This is a genomic window from Myxococcus sp. AS-1-15 (assembly GCF_020037055.1).
Taxonomy (GTDB): domain Bacteria; phylum Myxococcota; class Myxococcia; order Myxococcales; family Myxococcaceae; genus Myxococcus; species Myxococcus fulvus.
On record NZ_JAIQDF010000003.1, the window covers coordinates 320,139 to 338,655 of the forward strand.

The following is an 18,517-nucleotide window of genomic DNA, read 5'->3' on the forward strand; positions in this document are numbered from 1 at the left end:
GAGAGGGAGACATCATGAGGCTGATGCGATGGGCGCCCGTGCTCGGGCTGGGGTTGCTCGCGGGCTGTTCGGCGGTGAAGAGCCACCGCGTGCGGCCGGACTACGCGCAGGTGGACCGCAAGCAGACCAAGCGGCTGGTGGTGGTGGCGCAGCCCCTGCCGGACGAGAAGCCCGCGGTGGGGGAGCTGTGGAGCCTCATCGCCCGCCAGTGGGTGAACCAGAACCGCGACTTCATCGTGAAGGACAACGTCGCGCTGCCCGGCCGCCCCACGGACACCACCTTCAAGGAGCTGTGCACCGAGGGCGTGGAGGGCGTGCTCTGGCTGGACCCCACCATCCAGTTGAAGGGCGACGGCGCGGAGGCCGAGGTGAAGGCGCAGCTGCTCCGCTGCAGTGATGGCGAGGAGGTCTGGGCGGCCCAGGCCGCGGGGAGCTGGGGCTCACGCGACGAGGACTACGCGGCGCGGGTGCAGAAGTTCAGCCAGGAGCTGGGCGAGGAGGTGGCGCCGTACGTCGTGCCCACCACCAAGCTGCTCGCCGCCACGCTCGACACGCTGCCCAATCCCGAACTGACGGAAGCGGACAAGGACGAGAAAATCGAGCTGGGTGAGTAGGCTCCTCCCATCGTGGAGGAGAAGCTCATCGTCATGAGGCTCGGGGTCGCGGCGCTCTTGGGCGCCGTGCTCGGCCTGGAGCGCGAGCTGCGCGGCCAGTCGGCGGGGCTCCGGACCCACATCATCGTGTCGCTGGGGGCGTGCCTCTTCACGCTCTCCAGCGTCTTCGTGGAGGGGGCCCTGGCAGGGGGCGCGCCGGAGGGCTCGCGCGCGGACGTCAGCCGCATCGCCAGCCAGGTGGTGGTGGGCATCGGCTTCCTGGGCGCGGGCGCCATCATCCGCGACCAGGGCCAGGTGAAGGGGCTGACGACGGCGGCCAACCTGTGGCTCACCGCGTCCGTGGGGCTGGCGGTGGGCATGGGCTTCCACTGGGCGGCCATCACCACGGTGGTCATCGCCCTGGTGGCGCTGGCGGGTCTGCGCCCCCTGGAGAAGGCCATCCGCCGGCACCGCGCCCGCCGGGGTCTGAAGGTGGAGGGCCGCGTCCCCGAGCACCCGGAGGACGAGAGCCCGGAGTGAGCGGGCCGCGCCCTACCGGTCCCAGTCCGCGGGGGCCGCGCCGAGCGCGCCCGTGGCGTCGTGCTGGAGCGGCAGCCGCCGGGCCACCTCGCCGCGCGCCGCCAGCACGTCCGGCCTGACGCCGGGCAGGCTGGCCAGGTCCTCGCGCAGGTACACGTCGTCGCGGTCGATGTCCGTCACGTCGGAGAAGGCCACGCGGTAGTCGCGCGGGAAGTAGCTGCCCTTCTCGATGAGGAACCCCGCCGCGTCCACGGCGGTGATGAGGCCCAGGTTCTCCCCGTCCCTGTCCCTGGCCGTCATGCCCTTCTGGATGTCCGCTGGATTGAACACACCCGCCTCCCGAAGTCCGGTGCCGACCTGGAAGTTGGGCATGCCCGCCCTCCTACGGCACGGGGCCCCTGCCCGGCGGGCGGGCAGCCGGGCCCTCGCCTCGCGCTCCAGGGAGTGCGAGGCGGGCTTCAGCCCGTGGTGCGTCCGGACGGCGTGTCGCCGGGGGACTCGTGGGCGGCCGCGGGCTCCGGCGTGTCGACGAAGCGCCGGTCCATCTCCGTGCGCATGAAGCGCTCGATCTCCTCGGCGGTGGTCAGCTCCATCGCCTCGCGCAGGAGTTCCGTCGCGTCCTTGCGGCCCACCCGGCGCAGGAAGCGTTTGACGGCCGGAATCTGCCCGGACGTCATGGACAGCTCGTCGAACCCGAGCGCCAGCAGCACCAGCGTGTAGAGCGGGTCTCCCGCCATCTCCCCGCACATGGACACGGGGATGTTGGCCGCCTTGGCCGCGTGGACGATGGTCTCCAGCATGCGCAGCACCGACAGGTGCAGCGGACGGTAGAGGTAGGCCACCTCGCGGTTCTGGCGGTCGATGGCCAGCGAGTACTGGATGAGGTCGTTGGTCCCCACCGAGAAGAAGTCCGCCTCCTGCGCCAGCCGGTCGGCGATCATCGCCGCGCTGGGCGTCTCCACCATGATGCCCACCGGGAAGCGCTTGCCCACGGGCACGCCCGCGCGGCCCAGCTCGGTGCGGCACGCCTCCAGCTCGCTGCGGGCCTCGCGCAGCTCGCTCACCCCGCAGATGAGGGGGAACATCAGCCGCAGGTTGCCGTGCACGCTGGCGCGCAGGAGCGCGCGCAGCTGGACGCGGAACAGCTCCCGGTTGGACAGGCAGTAGCGGATGGCCCTCAGGCCCATCGCCGGGTTGGGCTCCTTCTCGTGCTTCGTCTTGCCCGGCACCTTGTCGCCGCCCAAATCGAGCGTGCGGATGGTGACGGGCTTGCCGCCCATGGCCTCCAGCACCTGCCGGTAGGCGCGGTAGTGCTCCTCCTCCGTGGGCGCCGTCTTGCGGTCCAGGAACATGAACTCGGTGCGGTACAGGCCGATGCCCTCCGCGCCGTGCGCCAGGAGGGACGGAATCTCCTCCAGGAACTCCATGTTGCCGTTGAGCCGGATGCGGAAGCCGTCGGTGCTCACCGCCTCCAGGTCCTTGGTGGCCAGCGCCAGCTGCTCGGCCTCCTGGTGGCGGCGCTGCTCCTCGCGGAAGCTCTGGAGCTGCTCCTCCGTGGGGTTCACCAGGATGATGCCCCGGGTGCCGTCCATGGCCACCAGGTCCCCGGGGGAGATCTGCTCGCTGGCGCGGCCGGCGCCCACCACCGCGGGCGTCTCCCGCGCGCGGGCGACGATGGCGGTGTGGCTCGTCTGACCGCCCAGGTCCGTCACGAAGCCCGCCACGCGGCCGCTGCGCGCCATCAGCGACGCGTCCGCGGGCGGCAAATCATGCGCGACGACGATGGCCTCTGCGGGGACCTCCACCTCCTCGTCCACCACCTGGCCCATCAGGTTGCGGATGATGCGGTCCGCCACGTAGTCCACGTCCGAGCGGCGCTCGCGGAAGTACTCGTCCGGGATGTTGTCGAACAGGTGCTTTATCTTGCGGGCCACCCGCCGGACGGCCCACTCGGCGTTGATGCGGTCCTCGACGATGAGCTGGTTGACGGCGTCCACCAGCATCGGGTCGTGGAGCATCAGCCGGTGCGCCTCGAGGATGAGCGCGTGGTCGCTGCCCTCGGTGCGCGTAATCTGCTCCTTGAGCTCGGCGAGCTGGCGGTCCGACAGGTCCACCGCCGTCTTCATCCGCATCCGCTCGGGCTCGACCTCCGCCTCCGCCAGCCGCAGCTTGGGCGTGCGGATGCGCTTCCGGTCCAGGATGAAGGCGTGGCCGACCGCCACGCCGGGTGAGGCGCCGATGCCCATCAACCTCAGTGTGGGAGTGGCCTGGCTGCTCACGTGTCTTTGTTCCCTCCCCGTCCTACCGCATTTGCATTGTCATCCGTCACTTGGACTCGCCAAAACGGTCGGCGATGAGCTTTGCCAGCTCCTGGAGACACGCGTCGGCGTCATCTCCCTTACAGGTCAGCTTCACCTGCACCCCCTGGGCGGCCGCCAGCATCAGCACCCCCATGATGGACTTGGCGTTGGCCCGCTGTCCCTGCGCCTCGATGAGCACGTCGCTCTTGAAGCGGTTGGCCACCTTGACCATCTGCGCCGCGGCCCGGGCGTGCAGCCCCAGCTCGTTGATGATCTCGTATGTTCCCTCGGCCACCGTTGCCATTCGCGACTCCTACCTCTCGTCTTAAAGGAAGGCACCCGCCGCGCAGGCCAGCGTCGCCGCGAGGTAGAGCACCACGTAGTTGGGCACCCGACGGCTGACCAGCACGTAGGATGCAACCCCCAGGGCCAGACACCCGGCCGCCAGGAAGGGCGCGTGCGCCCCGCCCGCGTTCGCCCCGAAGGACACCGCCAGCCACGCCGCCAGCCCGCCGGCGCACAGCGCCGCCACCGTCCGCAGCCGCGCCCCCCGGGCCGGCAGGTTGGCCTTCGCCACCGCCTCCACCAGCCGGTCCCCCAGGGTGAGCCCCAGCCAGTACAGCCTCACCCGGAGCAGCAGGTGCACCAGGTTGTAGAGCACCAGGAAGACGGGCACCGCCCACAGGCCCAAGAGCGGCACCAGCGCCGCCCCCACCGCGCCCGCCGCAGGCTTGAGCGACAGCCAGAAGAACCCGTCCCCCAGCGCCGCCAGCGGCCCCATCAGCGCCGCCTTGAAGGCCACCACCTTGTCCGGGGTCTCCTCCCCCCGACAGATGCGCTCCTCGTGGAAGACGACGCCGCCGACAATCGCCGCGGCGACGTAGGGGTGCGTGTTGAAGAAGACCAGGTGCCGGCGCACCGCCTCCTCGCGCGCGGCGCCCGCCGCGTACAGCCACTCGAGCGCGGGGAACACCGCGTAGGCCAGCCCCAGGTTCTGCATGCCCTTGGGGTTCCACGACGCCTGCAGGAAGAGCGAGCGCATGAAGACGCGCAGCAGCACTCCCCAGGGAAGCGTGGTGTCCGGAGCGCTCACGCGTCATGCCCCTGGAGCACGTACAGCACCACCGCCACCGTCACCGCCGCCGCGCCCAGGGCCGCGTACAGGGGCGCCTTCCGGGCGTGGCTGCCCTGCGCCGCGATGGCCGCCGCCACCGAGGCCATGGCCGGCCACGCCCACGCCAGCCCCCGCACCAGCATGGGCGGCAGCGACTGCAGCGCCGGCTCCACGAAGAAGCCCGCGAGCGCGCACAGGGCCGTCAGCACGCCGTACACCACGAAGTGCGGCCACATGCCCCACAGGTTCTGCCGCATGGCGCGCGTGAGGTTGCCGGCCTCCGCGGAGGCGAGCGCCACGCGCGCCAGCCGGGCCGAGTAGCCCTCCAACAGCCGGTCCGCGCGCCGCCCCACCCGGCCCATGCCGATGAACAGCAGCACCGCGAGCGACCAGATGGCCGGCGTGGAGCCCGCGCCCGAGGCGAGCGTAATCGTGCACGCCGCCGCGCTGGTGGCGGTGGCCGCCAGCGTGTCGTTCTCCGGCAGGGACGCGCCCAGGTTGGCGGTGCCCAGGAAGAACAGCTCCAGGAGCAGCCCCACGCCCAGGCCCGAGGGCACGTCGTTGAGCAAGAGCCCCATCACGGTGGAGGCCACCAATGGGCGCGACAGCATGGCCTGCAGGAACGCCTTGCGCTCCACGGCCACCAGTCCGCCCCACAACCCCGCGAGCGCCACCTGGGTCCAGAGGACGCTCACGTGTTCACCCGGCCTTCACCCACCGCTCGGAGAGGTCCGGCAGCTCCACGGGCTTCTCCGCGGGGACGGCTCGGGCCTCCACGCGCACGCCCTGCTCGGCCAGCTGCTGCAGCGTGCGCAGCTCCGCCTCGGCCAGGAACACGGAGGGGGACACCTGCCGGCGCCCCGTGCCGAAGTGCACGTTGCCCAGGTTGAGCTCGCCCAGGGAGAGCCCGTGCGCGTACGCGAAGGGCACCGAGGCCACGTCGCGCAGGAGCACCAGCGTGCGCACCCCGTCCTTGGACAGGGCGGCGAAGTCCACCTGGGACAGGGGGAGGATCTGCACCTCGATGGCGCTCTGCACCGCGAGCGCCATGGCGGCGCGGATGAGCGGGCTGGAGGCAGCCTCGTCATCCGCGACGACGACGCGGGAGACCTTGAGGTGCGGCAGCCAGGCCTCGACGACCTGGCCGTGGATGAGGCGGTTGTCGACGCGGACCAGGGTGATCACAGCCGTCTCGAATCGCCGACCCGCGCCACTTGGTCAAGTTCGCGGCTGCTGCTGGGCCTCGCGAAGCAGGGCGGATGCACAGGTGATGTTGCGCTGACCATAGGACGCGAGCTGGTTGGCCATCTCCGGGAGGGTCATCTGCTCGGAGCGAAGCGAGTTGGCCTTGAGGAGCATGGGCAGGTTGACGCCCGCCAGGACCTCCAGGTTCATGCGCTGACACATCATCAGCGACTCCTTGCAGGGCGTACCTCCGAACAGGTCCGCGAGGATGATGACGCCATCACCCGTGTCCACGCGCGACACCGCCTGCTTCATCTTCGCGCGGAGGTCCTCGACGGGAGTCCCCGGCTCGATGTTGCAGGTTGCCACCGCGGGGAGCTTCCCCACGATCTGTTCCGCGGTGGAGACCAGCTCCTCCGCCAAACGCCCGTGCGATGCGACGACGAGGCCGACCATGTTCACTCCTGACCAACCCCCCGAGGCTGCGTCCTACGCCTGAACGGCATCTTGCGCAACCTCGGCGAAAGTTTCCGCCCTGTACCCGTAGCTAAGCTCTCACGTCTTGTCTCGAAAGGTAAGACGCCATTGCTTCCCGTGCCCGAAATTTCGGGTCCGGCCGCGCGCAGGGCTGTCGCCTGCCGGACGTGGGAGCAACACCCGCCGCCCCCACGCTGATTCAGATGCGGTGGAAGTATCGTGGATGCGTGCGGCGCGGTTGCGCGTGACACCGCGCCCACGCGCTCTCTCGGAAAGCGAGGGGACAGGCTGTGCACCCCGTGCGTGTTGGCGCTCGTCCGCAAGCTCGCCCCTCCCTCGGGGGCATGGTTGACTGACGCGTCGACGGCACGGGGCTGTAGCACCGGGTGCGTGCGGGAGGAGCCAAGCGTGGCGAAGAACAAGCTGCTGAAGCAGGGCGATGTGCTGCCGGACGTGACGCTGACGGGCGCGGGCAACCAGCCGGTGCGCCTCAAGGACCTGGTGGGGCAGAAGGTGCTCGTCGTCTACTTCTACCCGCGCGACGACTCACCGGGTTGTACCGTGCAGGCCTGCGGGTTGAGAGATCAGTACGAGGACTTCGTCGCGGCGGGCGCGGAGGTGGTGGGCATCAGCGGCGACTCGGTGGCGTCCCACCAGGGCTTCGCCGCCAAGCACCGCCTGCCCTTCGTGCTGCTGAGCGACGAGAAGGGTCAGGCGCGCGAGGCCTTCGGCGTGGGCGCGTCGTTCCTCGGCATGCTGCCCGGCCGCGTCACCTTCGTGGTGGACCGCCAGGGCATCGTCCAGGACAGCTTCGAATCCCAGCTTCGCGTGGGCGAGCATGTGCGCCGCGCGCTGGAGCTCGTCCGCTCGCTCGCCTCCAAGAGCGCCGCTTCTCCCTGAGCCACGACGCAACCCCTGCACGCGCGCGTGAGGGCCGATACCGCGGCCGCACGCGCGCGTCCCAGGCGCGAACACCTTGCGCGGGCCCTGATGGCGCGCGCCCCCCCGGGCCCGCTTCAACCGCGCGAAGTGCATGGGGTTTCCCGCCCGGACAGGTCATGGCCCACGCCTTGCTCATGGGTCCGGGTGCCACGCGATGGACGCGCGGCGCCACGCAAGGAACCCAGGCCATGAACACCCAGACTGAAAGCCTCTACGACGCCGTCCTCTTCGCGCTCGGCCCCGTGGTGCTCGGGTACGCCGTCGGCATGGTGGCGCTGCTCGTCGCCTACGCGCGCCCGTAGCCACCCGACATGTCGGGCCTGGACGGGGTGGAGTGAACGGAGCTATAAGCTGGATAGCGCGACAGGACCGCATTCTCCGAATGAGGACCGCCGCGCGCTCCGCGAAGTCACTCCCCAAAGCAATCCCCGAAAGGAAGTCCCCGACATGAGCTTCAGCTCAGGTGGTCGCCTCAATGGGTGGATGGGTGCCGTTGTCAGCGTGTCGCTGTTGGCGGCGTGTGGTGCGCCGGACGAGCGTGCGGGAGAAACGCCCACCGCCGGCGAGAGCGCGCGTGACGCGGTCGCGGGCGATGTGGCGGTGAAGCTGTCGGTGCCGAGCCAGTCCTACGCGGCGCGCGAGGGCGTCAACGTGCAGGTGACGCTCACCAACGTGTCGCGGGACACGGTGCGGGTGCTCAAGTGGCACACGCCGACGGACGGCATCAAGGAGGACCTGTTCCAGGTGACGGTGGACGGGCAGAAGGCGGAGTACAACGGCCGTCACTACAAGTGGGCCACGCCGGCGACGACGGACTTCCTGCGCCTGGCGGCCGGAGAGAGCGTCTCCTACACGGTGGACCTGGCCACCATCTACGACTTCGCGAAGACGGGCAGCTACAGCATCCGCTACGACTCGGAGGGCCACCACTCGGACGAGGGCCACCAGGGCCTGTCCCAGCTGGCCTCCGACAGCCTGAGCGTGTTCGTGGAGGGCCGTCAGTTCCAGCCGCCCGTCGCCTGGGGCAACGACACCGTCTCCGCGCAGGCGCTGTCCACGTCGAGCTGCACGGGCTCGCGCCCGGCCTCCACGGTGTCGACGGCGTTCACCACCGCGCAGTCGATGACGAACGGCGCCGTCAACTACCTGAACGGCACCATCGGCCAGCGCTACACCACATGGTTCGGCACGAACACCGCGACGAACGTGGCCACCATCCGGTCGCACTTCGCGGCCATCAAGAACGCGTTCGACACGAAGAACGTCGTCGTCGACTGCGCTTGCACGGACAGCGCCTACGCGTACGTCTACAAGAACGGGCACTACCGCATCTACGTGTGCAACGCCTTCTGGAGCGCGCCCATGTCCGGCACCGACTCCAAGGGCGGCACGCTGGTCCACGAGATGAGCCACTTCACCGTGGTGGCGGACACGGATGACCACGCCTACGGCCAGAGCGCCTGCCGCAGCCTGGCCACGTCCAACTCCGCGCGCGCCCGCGACAACGCGGACAGCCACGAGTACTTCGCGGAGAACACGCCCGCGCTGCCGTGACAGCGCGCCGTTGACATGATGTGAAGGGGAAGCGGGGGCGCGGCCGGGCGTCCCCGCTTTCTTTTTTGTCGAGGGGCGCGCCTCTCGCGCTCCCGGAGCGAAGGGCGGAGGGTCCAACACATGAAGCACGCACACGCAGGTCGCATCGCGCTCTTGACCGCGGCCATCGCCGTGGCGGGCTGCGCGGCCCGCAAGGAAGAGGCGCCGCCGCCAGTCGACGCGCGGCCCGAGGAGACGACAGCCATGGCGAGGAAGACGCTGGAGTGCTCGCTGAGCGCGCCCGCCCAGGTGAAGGCGGGCGAGCCGGTGGAGGTGCTCTTCAAGCTCACCAACACCTCCGAGCAGCCGGTGTACGTGCTCAAGTGGCACACGCCGCTGGAGGGCGTCCGCAACAACTTCTTCAAGGTGACGCTCGCGGGCTCCGCCACGGAGCAGCCCTACCTGGGCCCCATGGTCAAGCGCGGGCCGCCGGACGCGTCCTCCTACGCCACGCTCGCCCCGGGCGCGTCGGAGGAGCGCAGTGTCGACGTGGCGCAGGTGTATGGCGTCCAGACGCCGGGCACCTACCGCATCCACTTCGAGGGCCCGCTGATGGACGTCACCACGGACGCGGCGAAGGTGCCCGCCCTCAACGGCGAGTTCCACGACACCGCGGTGGACTGCCCCGACATCGAAGTGACGGTGACCTGACCCGGAGCCGGGCGCGCGCGGCCCTCAGGCCATCACCAGCCGCGCGCGCTGCTTCGCTGGACGGATGTGGGCGCGGGCCCCCGCGCCGAACGCGAGGAAATCCTCCTCCATCCCGTCGCTGAAGATGACGCCCCCCGACGGCATCCGCGACTCCAGCACCAGCTCCTGCTCGGACGTCACGAAGCCGCCCACCAGCTCCGCGCTCGAGTTGCGGCTGACGAAGGGCTCGCGCACCACGAAGGCCAGCCGGGGCTCCTCCCACGACAGCCGCCACTCCCCGCCCGGCACCCCGCCCGTGCGCGCGGTGAGCGCCCGCGCCAGCGTGAAGACGGAGGACAGCCACCCGCTGGAGCCCGCGCCGGTGGACACCAGCACCCCGCTGGACGACTGCGCCTCCTCCTGTCCCCCGTGGCTCAGCCGGTAGCGCGCCGACACGTGCGTGCGGGCGCCGATGAACAGGTCGTTGAACGCGAGCAGCCGCTGCCCGTCCTCCAGCCGCGCCTCCGCCAGCGTGACGCCGCGCGTGCGCGCCTTGCCCTCCAGCACCTTGCGCACCGCGGCCCGGGCCTGCGGGACTTCATAGGGCAACAGCACGCCGTCGAAGCGGTCCGGGTCCGGGTTCACGCCCACCAGCGGCTGCTCCCCCACGTACTTGGCCACGTTCGCCACCAGCCCGTCCTGCCCGGCGACGACGACCACCTCCTTACCGGTGAAGAGGAAGGTGGGCACCAGGCTCCGGTCCACCTGCTGCACCGGCAGCCCCACGTCCAGCGAGTCGCGCAGCCGGTCCACCGCGCGCGCATAGGCCTGGTCCTCGCGCTCGAACTCGTCGAAGTCCTGCCCCGCGTTCTCCACGTAGAACTTCGCCTGCTTCTTCGTGTTGAAGCGCTCCACCAGCCCCGCCAGCCGCGTGCGCCGGGTGACCAGGAGAATCTTCTCGAACATGGCGTGCCCTCCCCTCTCGTGGCTTCAGCGCTCGCGGCCGGGCGACGGCGCGCGCGGCGCGGAGACCTGCGGCGGCTTGCTCCCCGCACCAGCGCTCATCAGCGAGTGGAGCAGGTCCGGCGACACGTTCAGCTCGCCGATGCGCTGCGCGTTCTCCGCCATCTCCCGGAAGGCGAGCGCGATGTTGAGCGCGGGGTCCCCGCCGCTCGCCGAGGTGGCCATCAGCGTCTTCCAGTCCACGCCGCGCACGGGAGCCAGCGTCTTCTCCAGCGCGTAGGCGCGCGCGTCCGCGGCCTGCTTCTCGTTCTGGGTCCACCGCTCCATCAGCGCCGCGCGCTGCTCCTCCACCGCGATGTCCGCCGCCATCTTCGCCTCACGCAGCTGCCGCTGGCGCTCCTGCACGGCCAGCTCCGTGGCCAGCTCGCTCTCCTTGATGCGCCGCTCCTGCTCCACCGCGGCGTTGCGGCGCGCGTAGATGGCCTCGTCCGCCTGGCGCTGCAGCCCCTCGCGCGCCTCCGCCTCCAGGGCCCGCGCCATCTCCGGCGTCGGCTTGGCGGAGAGCAGCGAGAACGCCATCACCTCCACCCCCAGCGCGCGGATGGGCTCGGCCGAGGCGAGCGACGCGAGCACCTGGTCCTCAATCGTCTGCGCGCTCACCAGCACCTCGCGCAAGCTCAGGCCCTGAACCACCGTGCGCGCCCGCACCTGGGCCACCTGCACCAGCCGCTCCGGCAGCTTCTCCGGGTCCTCCGAGCGGTAGCGCCCCGACGCCGACAGCGAGTAGTCCAACAACCCCGAGAGCTTGCGCGCATCCGCCACCCGGTACGTCAGCTGCCCCTGCAGCGTCACCGCCTGGAAGTCCCGCGTCACCTCGTTGAACACGAAGGGCACGTCCGCGCTCGACAGGGGCACGCTCACCAGCGTCGCGGACGGCTTCCAGTAGAAGAACGACAGCCCCGCCCCCTCCCGCACCATCCGTCCTCCCTCGAACTGCATCACGTACGACGTCGGTGCCGCCTTCATGTAGCCGATGACCATGGGGTCCACCCCTCGATGCTTCGCCACTTCGTGTTATTTCGACACCATTATTAGTGTCCAACCGACACGAAGGCAACCCGAAGTGTGACCGCCGGTGGAAGAGTCCCGGAGGTGGGGAACATCCGCGCGGCGACAGGGCCCGCGGATTTCGTGGCGCGACGCGGGGGGCGTGCGCAGCCTTGCGGGGCAAACCGGGTGAGGAACAGGGCACGCCATGCGCATCGCGGTGATTTCGGACCTGCACCTGGGCAGACGCGACGTGGCGGACCACTTCGGCCACGAGGACACGGCCTTCCTGCGCTTCCTGCGGGGGCTGGAGGACGACTTCGAGCGCATCATCCTCCTGGGGGACATCTTCGAGACGCTCACCTCCAGGACCCCGGGACGCCAGGCGGCCGAGCTGGCGGCCGCTCGCGCCGCCCACCCGGAGCTGGTCAGGCGCTTCTCCCAGCCCCAGTACCACTACATCCACGGCAACCACGACCTGGTGGCGGGCACGGTGCTGGGGGCGCCCGAGCAGCTGGTCCTGGAGGCGGACGGGGTGCGGATGCTCTTCACCCACGGTCACCACCACGACTGGGTCATCCGCAAGGCGCGCTGGCTGTCGGAGGCCGCGGTGTGGACGGGCGCGTGGCTCAGGCGCATGCGGCTGCACGCGATGTTCCGCATGTTCCAGGCGCTGGATGTCCGGCTGACGCACGCGACGCCGGACCCGGAGCGCTGCACCTTCCAGCGCTGGGCCCTGGCGCGGGCCCACGAGCAGCAGGCGGACGTCGTCGTCACCGGCCACACCCACCTGGGCATGAAGGTGGAGCACGGCAGCCGGCTGTTCCTCAACAGCGGCACCTGCTCGGAGGGGCAGTTCTCCTTCCTCAGCCTGGACACCCGCGCGGGCCGCTACGCGCTGCACACCTCCTGGTAGGCCGCCTGGCCAGGGAGGCGCGCGAGCGGGCGCCCTCACGTTCCGCTCGCCCCCACCCGGGAGGTGCGAAGTAACATCGGCGGATGTTCAGGCGGCTCACCCACGCGCTCCGGCTGCTCGCGCGGCGCATTCCGGGTCCGGCCTCCTCCGAAGGGACTCCACGCATGGGCGCGGCACCTTCCGAGGAGACTCCGGACAGGCCCCGCCGTGCGTCCGCCGCGCGGCGAGCTCCCCCGAGGACGGCCCGCGCCGCCCGCTACTTCGACCTGCACGACGACTTCCGCCACCCGGCCCGCCGGGAGCTGAGCGACCCGGTGTCCGTGGAGGGGCGGAAGCTCGACTCCGTCTGGTTCTTCACCTCGGGGGCCCCGGTGCTCCAGCGGGGGCGGCTGAAGCTCACCGTCGAGCCCCCGGGGCGGCCCCTGGACTTCTCGCTGGCCGGTGCGGGGCTCACCCCCGTGGTCCACGCCACCGTGGCCTCCGTCTTCCGGGAGCTGGCCCCGGACGACGTGCAGCTGCTCCCCGTGGAGGTGGAGGGCGAGAGCGAGCCGTACTTCATCCTCGTCGCCACCCGGCTGATGCGCTGTATCGACGAGCGCGCCTGCGCGGAGGTCGCCCACTACACCGCCCAGGACGCCCCTCCCGAGCGCGTGGGCCACTACCGCACCGTGAAGGGCCTGCGCATCGACCCGGAGAAGACCGGCGGCGCCCGCGTCCTGCGCACCTGGGGCTGGCCCGTCAGCCTCATCGTCTCCGAGGGCATCAAAGAGGCCCTGGAGCACGCGGGCGTCAGCGGCGTGCGCTTCGCCGAGGTGACCAGGCCGCCCCCCGCCCGACGCAAACCCCGCCGCAAGAGCCGGCGCAAACCGCGCGGCGAATGACCCACCGGCCCCCGACGCTCGAGACGCCCGCCTGGCTGATACTCCGAGAGTCACGAACTTGAGGGGTAGTCAGACGGAATGTATCTTTCTCGCCTTACAGGTTTTTACCGAGGCGACCGTTGGACAGGCTCGACGTGCCGGTGCCGGCCCCCGTGGAAGAGGCCTTCTTCGGGAAGTACAGAATCCTCCAGCGGCTGGCCGCGGGGGGGATGGCGCACATCTTCCTGGCCTCCATCGACGGTCCGGACGGCTTCTCCAAGCCGTGTGTCATCAAGCGGGTGCTGCCGGAGTACGCCAACCTGGAGGCGTTCAGCCGGATGTTCGCGGACGAGGCGAAGGTGGCCGCGCTGCTGACGCATCCGAACATCGTGCAGGTCTTCGACTTCGGGAAGATTGATGGCCAGTACTACCTGGCCATGGAGTGGATCCAGGGCCAGTCGCTGGACCGGGTGCTGCGGCACGCGTGGAAGTCGGCGTTCCCCCTGGGACAGCGGGTGGCGGTGGACGTGGGCATCGCGGTGGCGGACGCGCTGGCGTACGCGCACTCGAAGACGCTGCCGGACGGCACGCCGCTGAAGCTGGTGCACCGGGACGTGACGCCGGGCAACGTGCTGGTGTCGCGTGACGGCATCGTCAAGCTGGCCGACTTCGGCATCGTCAAGAGCGCGGTCAACGTGGAGCGCACGAGCGTCGGGGTGGTGAAGGGCAAGTACGCGTACATGTCCCCGGAGCAGATAACGAACCGGGAGCTGGACCACCGCTCGGACCTGTTCTCGCTGGGCATCGTCCTCTACGAGGCCTCCACCGGCAAACGCCTGTTCAAGCGCGAGACGGTGGAGCAGACCATCGTCGCCGCCACCCAGGTGCAGGTGACGCCTCCGTCACAGGTGTCACCGGGCTTCGCGCCGGAGCTGGAGCGCATCATCCTGCGGCTGCTGGAGAAGGAGCCGGACGCGCGCTACCAGAGCGCTCGCGAGCTGGCGATGGACCTGGAGCGCTTCCGCGCGTCGCAGCACTGGACGTCGGGCGGGCGCGAGCTGGCGTCGCTGGTGACGTCGCTGTTCCCCGCGGACCGACCCGGGAGCACGGGCGCGGCGCTGGCCGCCTTCAGCGGGGCCTCTGGCAGCGGCATGTCCTCCGGGCATATGTCCCCCCTGGACGACGTGCCGGGCGCGCGGCCCGGGCCTCCGGTGGAGGAGCGCACGTCGGCCACGGTGCACAGCCCGCCTCCCGGGCCCCTGCCCGTGGGCGAGCCTCCCTTTCCCTGGCCCGTCGTCCTGACGGCCGGAGCCGCCATCTGTGCCAGTGCCCTGTTCTGGTACTTCGTCGCCTGAGGGTGACGGCCTTCGCGCCGGGGTGGACGCGGCGGTGAGACCGAGAAGCGGATGAAACAGAAGACCTGGATTGCCGTCATCGTCGTCGGAACGCTCGCCATCAACGCCATGGCGTACGTGGTCGTGCGCAAGCGCCGCGCGTCGGACGTGCCTCCTCCCCCTCCCGTCTCGGCCACCCCCACGCCGCCCGTCACCGCCCCCGCGCCGCCGTCGGAGGACGCGAACGAGGGGCTGTCCCGCGCCCGCCGCGCCGCGGGGCTCGCCGCCTTGGAGGACCGCGACTACGACATCGCCGTCCGCGAGTTCACCGAGGCCCTGAGCCTGCGAAGGACGCCGGGCGGAGACCTGGTCGAGCTCCTGCGCATCGCCACGGACCTCCAGTCCCGCGAGCGCGACCGGACGCGCGTGGAGCCCGCCAGGCCGGCGCGGGAGCCCGCCGTCACGCGGACGCCGCCGCGCGCGAAGCCCTCGCGCTCGAGTCCGTCCCGAGCGAGTCCGCAGCACACCAAGGAGGAGCCGCCCCCGGTGGTCGAGGAGCCGCGCAACGGGCTGTTGCTGGTGACCTCCACGCCTCCGGGGCTGGTGGTGCAGGTGGACGGCAAGGCGGTGGACATGACGCCCGCGCGGCTGCCGCTGCGGCCGGGCACCTACCGGGTGGCGCTCGCGCAGGGGGAGCGCCGGTTGATGGAGGAGACGGTGGTGCTGGAGGAGGACGGCGTGCACTCCCTCAACCGGGACGTGAGCGAGCAGCTGGCGCCGCCCGCCCCTCCGCGCCCCGTGGCCACCACCGCGCCCACCGAGCCGCAGCCCACGCCCCCCGTCGCCGCCGCCGCGCCCGTGGCGGTGAAGGCCGAGGCGACGGGGCGAGGGGAGCTCGACATCAGCTCCCCGTCGCTCTACGGCGAGGTCTGGGTCAACAACCGCCCTTATGGCTTTCCACCCCTCGTCGCCCAGAACCTCCCCGCCGGCCCCGCCCGCGTGGAGGTCCGCGTCAACGGCGAGGTGAAGCGTCGCATGAGCGTCGAGGTCGAAGCAGGCCGTCGTGTCGCCGTCCGGGTGCGCTGAAAGCCTCTCGTTCCCCGCACCGCTCCCATTCCGAATCTCCGCGAGGGCCTTGGACGCCCACGCCCCGTCATTGCCTGGAGGTCACCATGGTCCGCCGTCATCGGCTCCGCCCCGGTCTGCTCTCGCTGCTCTTGTGCGCGTCTCCCGCCCTCGCCCAGTGGGAGGAGCCCGAGCCCCCGCCCGAGCCCCCGCCCGAGGCCCGCGCGCAGGAGGAGCTGCCGCTGGATGGGGAGTCGGACGTGCACAGCCAGGTGGCCTCGTTCGCCATCACCCGGCTGCGTGACTCGCCCGCGGTGGTGACGTCGCTGACGGCGGAGGAGATTCGCGACTCGGGCGCGCGCGACCTGATGGACGTGCTGCTCCAGGTGCCGGGCTTCTTCTTCGGCGTGGACACGCAGGGCACGGTGGGGCCGGGCTTCCGCGGCCTGTGGGGTTACGAGGGCAAGGTGCTGCTCGTCGTCGACGGCAAGGAGCTCAACGAGCAGCTCTACTCGACGATGCAGCTGGGCAACGAGCTGCCGGTGGAGCTCATCGAACGCATCGAGGTGGTGCGCGGCCCCGGCTCGGTCATCTACGGCGGCAACGCGGAGCTGGCCGTCATCAACGTCATCACCCGCGGCGTGCAGGGCAGCTCGGACCTGATGGTGTCGGGCACCTATGGCCAGCTGGAGTCGGTCAACGGGCGGCGCAGCCTCACGCTGTCGGGCCGCAAGGTGTTCGAGTCCGCGCCGGGCCTGAGCGTCTTCGCCTCCGCGTCGCTGGGGCAAGGGCAGCGCAGCGACGGGCGCTTCGAGGACTTCTTCGGCAACACCGCGCAGCTGGGCGGCAACACGAAGCTGGACCCGACGACGGTGCAGGCGGGCGTGGGTTACCGGGACCTGCAATTGAGCGTGCTGTACCAGCGCTTCGCCACGTCGGCCATCGTCGCCTTCGACGAGGTGCTGGACGCGCCCGCGGCCACCGACTTCGAGTCCTTCCACGCGGAGCTGAGCAACCGCTTCCGTCCGAGCGAGCGGGTTGAAATCATCCCCCGCTTCAACCTGACGCTCGCCGAGCCGTTCCGCGACACGGACCAGGGCTCGGAGTTCTATTACGAGAAGCGGGTGATGCGGCTGCGCGGCCGGACGATGGCGCGCTGGGCGGCGCTGGACTACCTGCAGCTCACCGGCGGCGTGGACGTGGCGTCGGACCAGGGGCGGCTGGAGGGGCCCGCGGACGTGGGACTGCAGACGGCCTTCGGCGCGGACGGCGCGACGAGCGTCTCCTATCTGAACGTCGCGGGCTTCGTGGAGGCGTTCTCGGAGAACCCCATCGCCACCGTGGTCGCGGGCGCGCGGTACGAGAACCACAGCGCCTTCGGCAGCTCCTTCGTGCCGCGGCTGGTGCTCCTGCGCGCCTTCGGTCCGTTCAGCGGCAAGGCGCTGTTCAGCCGCGCCTTCCGCGCGCCGGGCATCGAGAACATCAGCCTGGGCGCGGACGTGAAGCCCGAGCGCACCACCGTGTACGAGCTGGAGGGCACGCTGCGCCTGGGCGAGGGCCACGCGCTGAGCGCCAACGCCTTCGACGTGGGCGTCTCCGACCCCATCATCTACTCGTACGACGCGGTGACGAACGAGGAGGCGTACCGCAACCTGGGGCGGCTCGGCAGCCGGGGCGTGGAGCTGGACTACCACCTGAAGGGGAGCTGGGGACGGGTGGCGCTGAGCTACTCGTTCTACGCGCCCTCGGGCCGCAACGACGTGGCCGACTACCAGGTGCCCGGACACTCCAACGCGTTCACCGGGATGCCCACGCACAAGGCCTCGCTGTCCGGCAGCCTGAAGCTCAAGCCGTGGCTGTCGGTGAACCCGACGGCGGTGCTGGTGGGGCGGCGCTTCGCGGTGGACGTGCCGGATGACCAGGGCCGCTCGGCCGTGGAGGAGCTGCCGACGCAGCTGCTGCTCAACCTCTACGTGCGCGCGCGGGATGTGCTCACGCCAGGGCTGGAGGTGGGCGCGGGCGTCTACAACATCCTCGGGACGAACTTCCGCATCGCCCAGCCGTACAACGGCGGCCATGCGCCGCTGCCCGTGTTCTCGCGCGAGTTCCTCGTCCGCCTGAGCTACCTGTTCGACCCGGCGCTGAGCGAGCCGTGACTAGGGATGCAGCTCCAGCACGATGTCCCGCGTCGCCAGCCACACGCCTGCGGGCGAGCGTGACAGCTTGAGGATGCCGCTGCCGCCGCGCAGCTCCTGCTTCGCGCGGTACTCCGCCGTCACGCCGTACTCGCCGTCGAACACGGCGTCATCGACGTGGTACGGAGCGCGGCCGGGCTCGCCGAGGAACAGGTGCACGTGGGCGGGCATCGAACCGTCCGGATAGGGCGCGGGCTTGATGGTGTCGAACGTGTAGACACCGTCCTTCCCTGTCCGTGCCCACCCTCGCAGCCGGCCGTGACGCCGGCTCCACGTCGTCTCCTTGCCCCCGTTCGCATACAGCCCCTGCGCGTTGGTGTGATGGGCATAGACGATGACACCTGCCACGGGGGCTCGCGTGCCAGGGCTCAGCACCCGCCCCGTCAGCACCATCCGCTCGCCCGGCTCCGTCGACGAGGCGAGCTGGACGCGGGACGTCATCGATTCCGGCACGCGCTCGGCCACCGCTTCACAGCCCTCGCACGCGTAGAGGTCCGGCCGCGCCCGGGGCACCGCCCCACCCGCCTCCGCGCAGGCTCCCACCACCACGCCGGCCGCGCAGGCGCCCAACCCCACCAGGACCTCTCGTCGCTTCATCGCTCGCATGGACCTCCACAACGGAGGAGCGGGGCCTCGATTCCCAGCCGCCGGGCCCCGTGCCGAAGACACTCGAGGCGGCGCGGATTTAACTCGGTTTAATTCATCCGACGACGCGCGGGCCGCGACACTTCCGTTGAAAGTTTTCAACGCGAGGTCGCGCGAC

20 protein-coding genes are annotated in these 18,517 nt (G+C 70.8%); 10 read left to right on the top strand and 10 right to left on the bottom strand.

Annotation, left to right across the window (positions count from 1 at the left end; genetic code table 11):
* Nucleotides 1-14: 14 nt before the first annotated feature.
* The gene (locus K8625_RS10755; protein WP_223782658.1) at nucleotides 15-614 is read left to right on the top strand and encodes an MXAN_6521/LA_1396 family lipoprotein; all 600 of its coding nucleotides are present in this window, start codon (nucleotides 15-17) and stop codon (nucleotides 612-614) included.
* A 33-nt stretch (nucleotides 615-647) separates the two neighbouring features.
* Entirely contained in the window at nucleotides 648-1,133 is a 486-nt protein-coding gene (locus tag K8625_RS10760) for an MgtC/SapB family protein (protein WP_255665582.1), read from the top strand.
* Between the two features lie 12 nt (nucleotides 1,134-1,145).
* On the opposite strand, the gene K8625_RS10765 is transcribed toward K8625_RS10760, so the two are convergent.
* From K8625_RS10765 to K8625_RS10795, 7 genes are all read right to left on the bottom strand, one after another.
* Nucleotides 1,146-1,505 (bottom strand): hypothetical protein, encoded by a 360-nt coding sequence (locus tag K8625_RS10765; protein WP_223782660.1) that lies wholly within the window; start codon nucleotides 1,503-1,505, stop codon nucleotides 1,146-1,148.
* 86 nt (nucleotides 1,506-1,591) lie between these two features.
* A complete protein-coding gene (ptsP, locus tag K8625_RS10770; protein WP_223782661.1) occupies nucleotides 1,592-3,412 on the bottom strand; it encodes a phosphoenolpyruvate--protein phosphotransferase in 1,821 nt (606 codons plus the stop codon).
* 46 nt (nucleotides 3,413-3,458) lie between these two features.
* Nucleotides 3,459-3,737, bottom strand: coding sequence for an HPr family phosphocarrier protein (locus K8625_RS10775; RefSeq protein WP_141327235.1), 279 nt, complete (start codon nucleotides 3,735-3,737; stop codon nucleotides 3,459-3,461).
* 21 nt (nucleotides 3,738-3,758) lie between these two features.
* Nucleotides 3,759-4,526: a PTS system mannose/fructose/sorbose family transporter subunit IID gene (locus K8625_RS10780; protein ID WP_141327233.1), complete on the bottom strand. Its 768-nt coding sequence runs from the start codon at nucleotides 4,524-4,526 to the stop codon at nucleotides 3,759-3,761.
* A complete protein-coding gene (locus tag K8625_RS10785) occupies nucleotides 4,523-5,242 on the bottom strand; it encodes a PTS sugar transporter subunit IIC (protein WP_223746981.1) in 720 nt (239 codons plus the stop codon). The genes K8625_RS10780 and K8625_RS10785 overlap by 4 nt, the downstream gene beginning before the upstream one ends.
* A 4-nt stretch (nucleotides 5,243-5,246) precedes the next feature.
* Nucleotides 5,247-5,732 (bottom strand): PTS sugar transporter subunit IIB, encoded by a 486-nt coding sequence (locus K8625_RS10790; protein WP_046716356.1) that lies wholly within the window; start codon nucleotides 5,730-5,732, stop codon nucleotides 5,247-5,249.
* A 33-nt stretch (nucleotides 5,733-5,765) separates the two neighbouring features.
* Nucleotides 5,766-6,188 (bottom strand): PTS sugar transporter subunit IIA, encoded by a 423-nt coding sequence (locus tag K8625_RS10795; RefSeq protein ID WP_223746980.1) that lies wholly within the window; start codon nucleotides 6,186-6,188, stop codon nucleotides 5,766-5,768.
* Between the two features lie 429 nt (nucleotides 6,189-6,617).
* On the opposite strand from K8625_RS10795, the gene K8625_RS10800 reads away from it, so the two are divergent.
* From K8625_RS10800 to K8625_RS10810, 3 genes are all read left to right on the top strand, one after another.
* Nucleotides 6,618-7,109 (top strand): peroxiredoxin, encoded by a 492-nt coding sequence (locus K8625_RS10800; RefSeq protein ID WP_223746979.1) that lies wholly within the window; start codon nucleotides 6,618-6,620, stop codon nucleotides 7,107-7,109.
* 489 nt (nucleotides 7,110-7,598) lie between these two features.
* A complete protein-coding gene (locus tag K8625_RS10805) occupies nucleotides 7,599-8,705 on the top strand; it encodes a M35 family metallo-endopeptidase (RefSeq protein ID WP_223746978.1) in 1,107 nt (368 codons plus the stop codon).
* Between the two features lie 120 nt (nucleotides 8,706-8,825).
* A complete protein-coding gene (locus K8625_RS10810; RefSeq protein ID WP_223782662.1) occupies nucleotides 8,826-9,395 on the top strand; it encodes a protease in 570 nt (189 codons plus the stop codon).
* 24 nt (nucleotides 9,396-9,419) lie between these two features.
* On the opposite strand, the gene K8625_RS10815 is transcribed toward K8625_RS10810, so the two are convergent.
* Together K8625_RS10815 and K8625_RS10820 are read right to left on the bottom strand one after the other, a co-directional pair.
* Nucleotides 9,420-10,340, bottom strand: a complete 921-nt coding sequence (locus K8625_RS10815) for an NAD+ kinase (protein WP_223782663.1) — start codon at nucleotides 10,338-10,340, stop codon at nucleotides 9,420-9,422.
* Nucleotides 10,341-10,364: 24 nt separating this feature from the next.
* Nucleotides 10,365-11,378: an SPFH domain-containing protein gene (locus K8625_RS10820; protein ID WP_255665607.1), complete on the bottom strand. Its 1,014-nt coding sequence runs from the start codon at nucleotides 11,376-11,378 to the stop codon at nucleotides 10,365-10,367.
* Nucleotides 11,379-11,592: 214 nt separating this feature from the next.
* On the opposite strand from K8625_RS10820, the gene K8625_RS10825 reads away from it, so the two are divergent.
* The 5 genes from K8625_RS10825 (at nucleotide 11,593) to K8625_RS10845 (ending at nucleotide 17,715) form a co-directional block, all read left to right on the top strand.
* Nucleotides 11,593-12,300, top strand: coding sequence for a metallophosphoesterase family protein (locus tag K8625_RS10825; protein ID WP_223746974.1), 708 nt, complete (start codon nucleotides 11,593-11,595; stop codon nucleotides 12,298-12,300).
* Nucleotides 12,301-12,464: 164 nt separating this feature from the next.
* On the top strand, nucleotides 12,465-13,181 hold the full coding sequence (locus K8625_RS10830; RefSeq protein ID WP_223782665.1) for an imm11 family protein: 717 nt from the start codon (nucleotides 12,465-12,467) through the stop codon (nucleotides 13,179-13,181).
* Nucleotides 13,182-13,300: 119 nt separating this feature from the next.
* On the top strand, nucleotides 13,301-14,515 hold the full coding sequence (locus tag K8625_RS10835; RefSeq protein WP_223782666.1) for a serine/threonine-protein kinase: 1,215 nt from the start codon (nucleotides 13,301-13,303) through the stop codon (nucleotides 14,513-14,515).
* A 51-nt stretch (nucleotides 14,516-14,566) separates the two neighbouring features.
* Complete coding sequence (locus K8625_RS10840; protein ID WP_223782667.1) at nucleotides 14,567-15,580, top strand: PEGA domain-containing protein; 1,014 nt, start codon at nucleotides 14,567-14,569, stop codon at nucleotides 15,578-15,580.
* Nucleotides 15,581-15,666: 86 nt separating this feature from the next.
* Nucleotides 15,667-17,715 (top strand): TonB-dependent siderophore receptor, encoded by a 2,049-nt coding sequence (locus K8625_RS10845; protein ID WP_223782668.1) that lies wholly within the window; start codon nucleotides 15,667-15,669, stop codon nucleotides 17,713-17,715.
* Here K8625_RS10845 and K8625_RS10850 read toward each other — a convergent pair whose 3' ends face one another.
* A complete protein-coding gene (locus K8625_RS10850) occupies nucleotides 17,716-18,351 on the bottom strand; it encodes a hypothetical protein (protein WP_223782669.1) in 636 nt (211 codons plus the stop codon).
* Nucleotides 18,352-18,517: the final 166 nt, after the last annotated feature.

Excerpts from the sequence above, each read along its gene's own strand:
- K8625_RS10810 (WP_223782662.1), top strand. The coding sequence starts at position 8,826 with ATGAAGCACGCACACGCAGGTCGCATCGCGCTCTTGACCGCGGCCATC.
- K8625_RS10805 (WP_223746978.1), top strand. The coding sequence starts at position 7,599 with ATGAGCTTCAGCTCAGGTGGTCGCCTCAATGGGTGGATGGGTGCCGTT.
- K8625_RS10795 (WP_223746980.1), bottom strand. The coding sequence starts at position 6,188 with ATGGTCGGCCTCGTCGTCGCATCGCACGGGCGTTTGGCGGAGGAGCTG.
- K8625_RS10815 (WP_223782663.1), bottom strand. The coding sequence starts at position 10,340 with ATGTTCGAGAAGATTCTCCTGGTCACCCGGCGCACGCGGCTGGCGGGG.
- K8625_RS10840 (WP_223782667.1), top strand. The coding sequence starts at position 14,567 with ATGAAACAGAAGACCTGGATTGCCGTCATCGTCGTCGGAACGCTCGCC.
- K8625_RS10845 (WP_223782668.1), top strand. The coding sequence starts at position 15,667 with ATGGTCCGCCGTCATCGGCTCCGCCCCGGTCTGCTCTCGCTGCTCTTG.
- K8625_RS10825 (WP_223746974.1), top strand. The coding sequence starts at position 11,593 with ATGCGCATCGCGGTGATTTCGGACCTGCACCTGGGCAGACGCGACGTG.
- K8625_RS10775 (WP_141327235.1), bottom strand. The coding sequence starts at position 3,737 with ATGGCAACGGTGGCCGAGGGAACATACGAGATCATCAACGAGCTGGGG.
- K8625_RS10850 (WP_223782669.1), bottom strand. The coding sequence starts at position 18,351 with ATGAAGCGACGAGAGGTCCTGGTGGGGTTGGGCGCCTGCGCGGCCGGC.
- K8625_RS10820 (WP_255665607.1), bottom strand. The coding sequence starts at position 11,378 with ATGGTCATCGGCTACATGAAGGCGGCACCGACGTCGTACGTGATGCAG.
- K8625_RS10830 (WP_223782665.1), top strand. The coding sequence starts at position 12,465 with ATGGGCGCGGCACCTTCCGAGGAGACTCCGGACAGGCCCCGCCGTGCG.
- K8625_RS10755 (WP_223782658.1), top strand. The coding sequence starts at position 15 with ATGAGGCTGATGCGATGGGCGCCCGTGCTCGGGCTGGGGTTGCTCGCG.
- K8625_RS10765 (WP_223782660.1), bottom strand. The coding sequence starts at position 1,505 with ATGCCCAACTTCCAGGTCGGCACCGGACTTCGGGAGGCGGGTGTGTTC.
- K8625_RS10760 (WP_255665582.1), top strand. The coding sequence starts at position 648 with ATGAGGCTCGGGGTCGCGGCGCTCTTGGGCGCCGTGCTCGGCCTGGAG.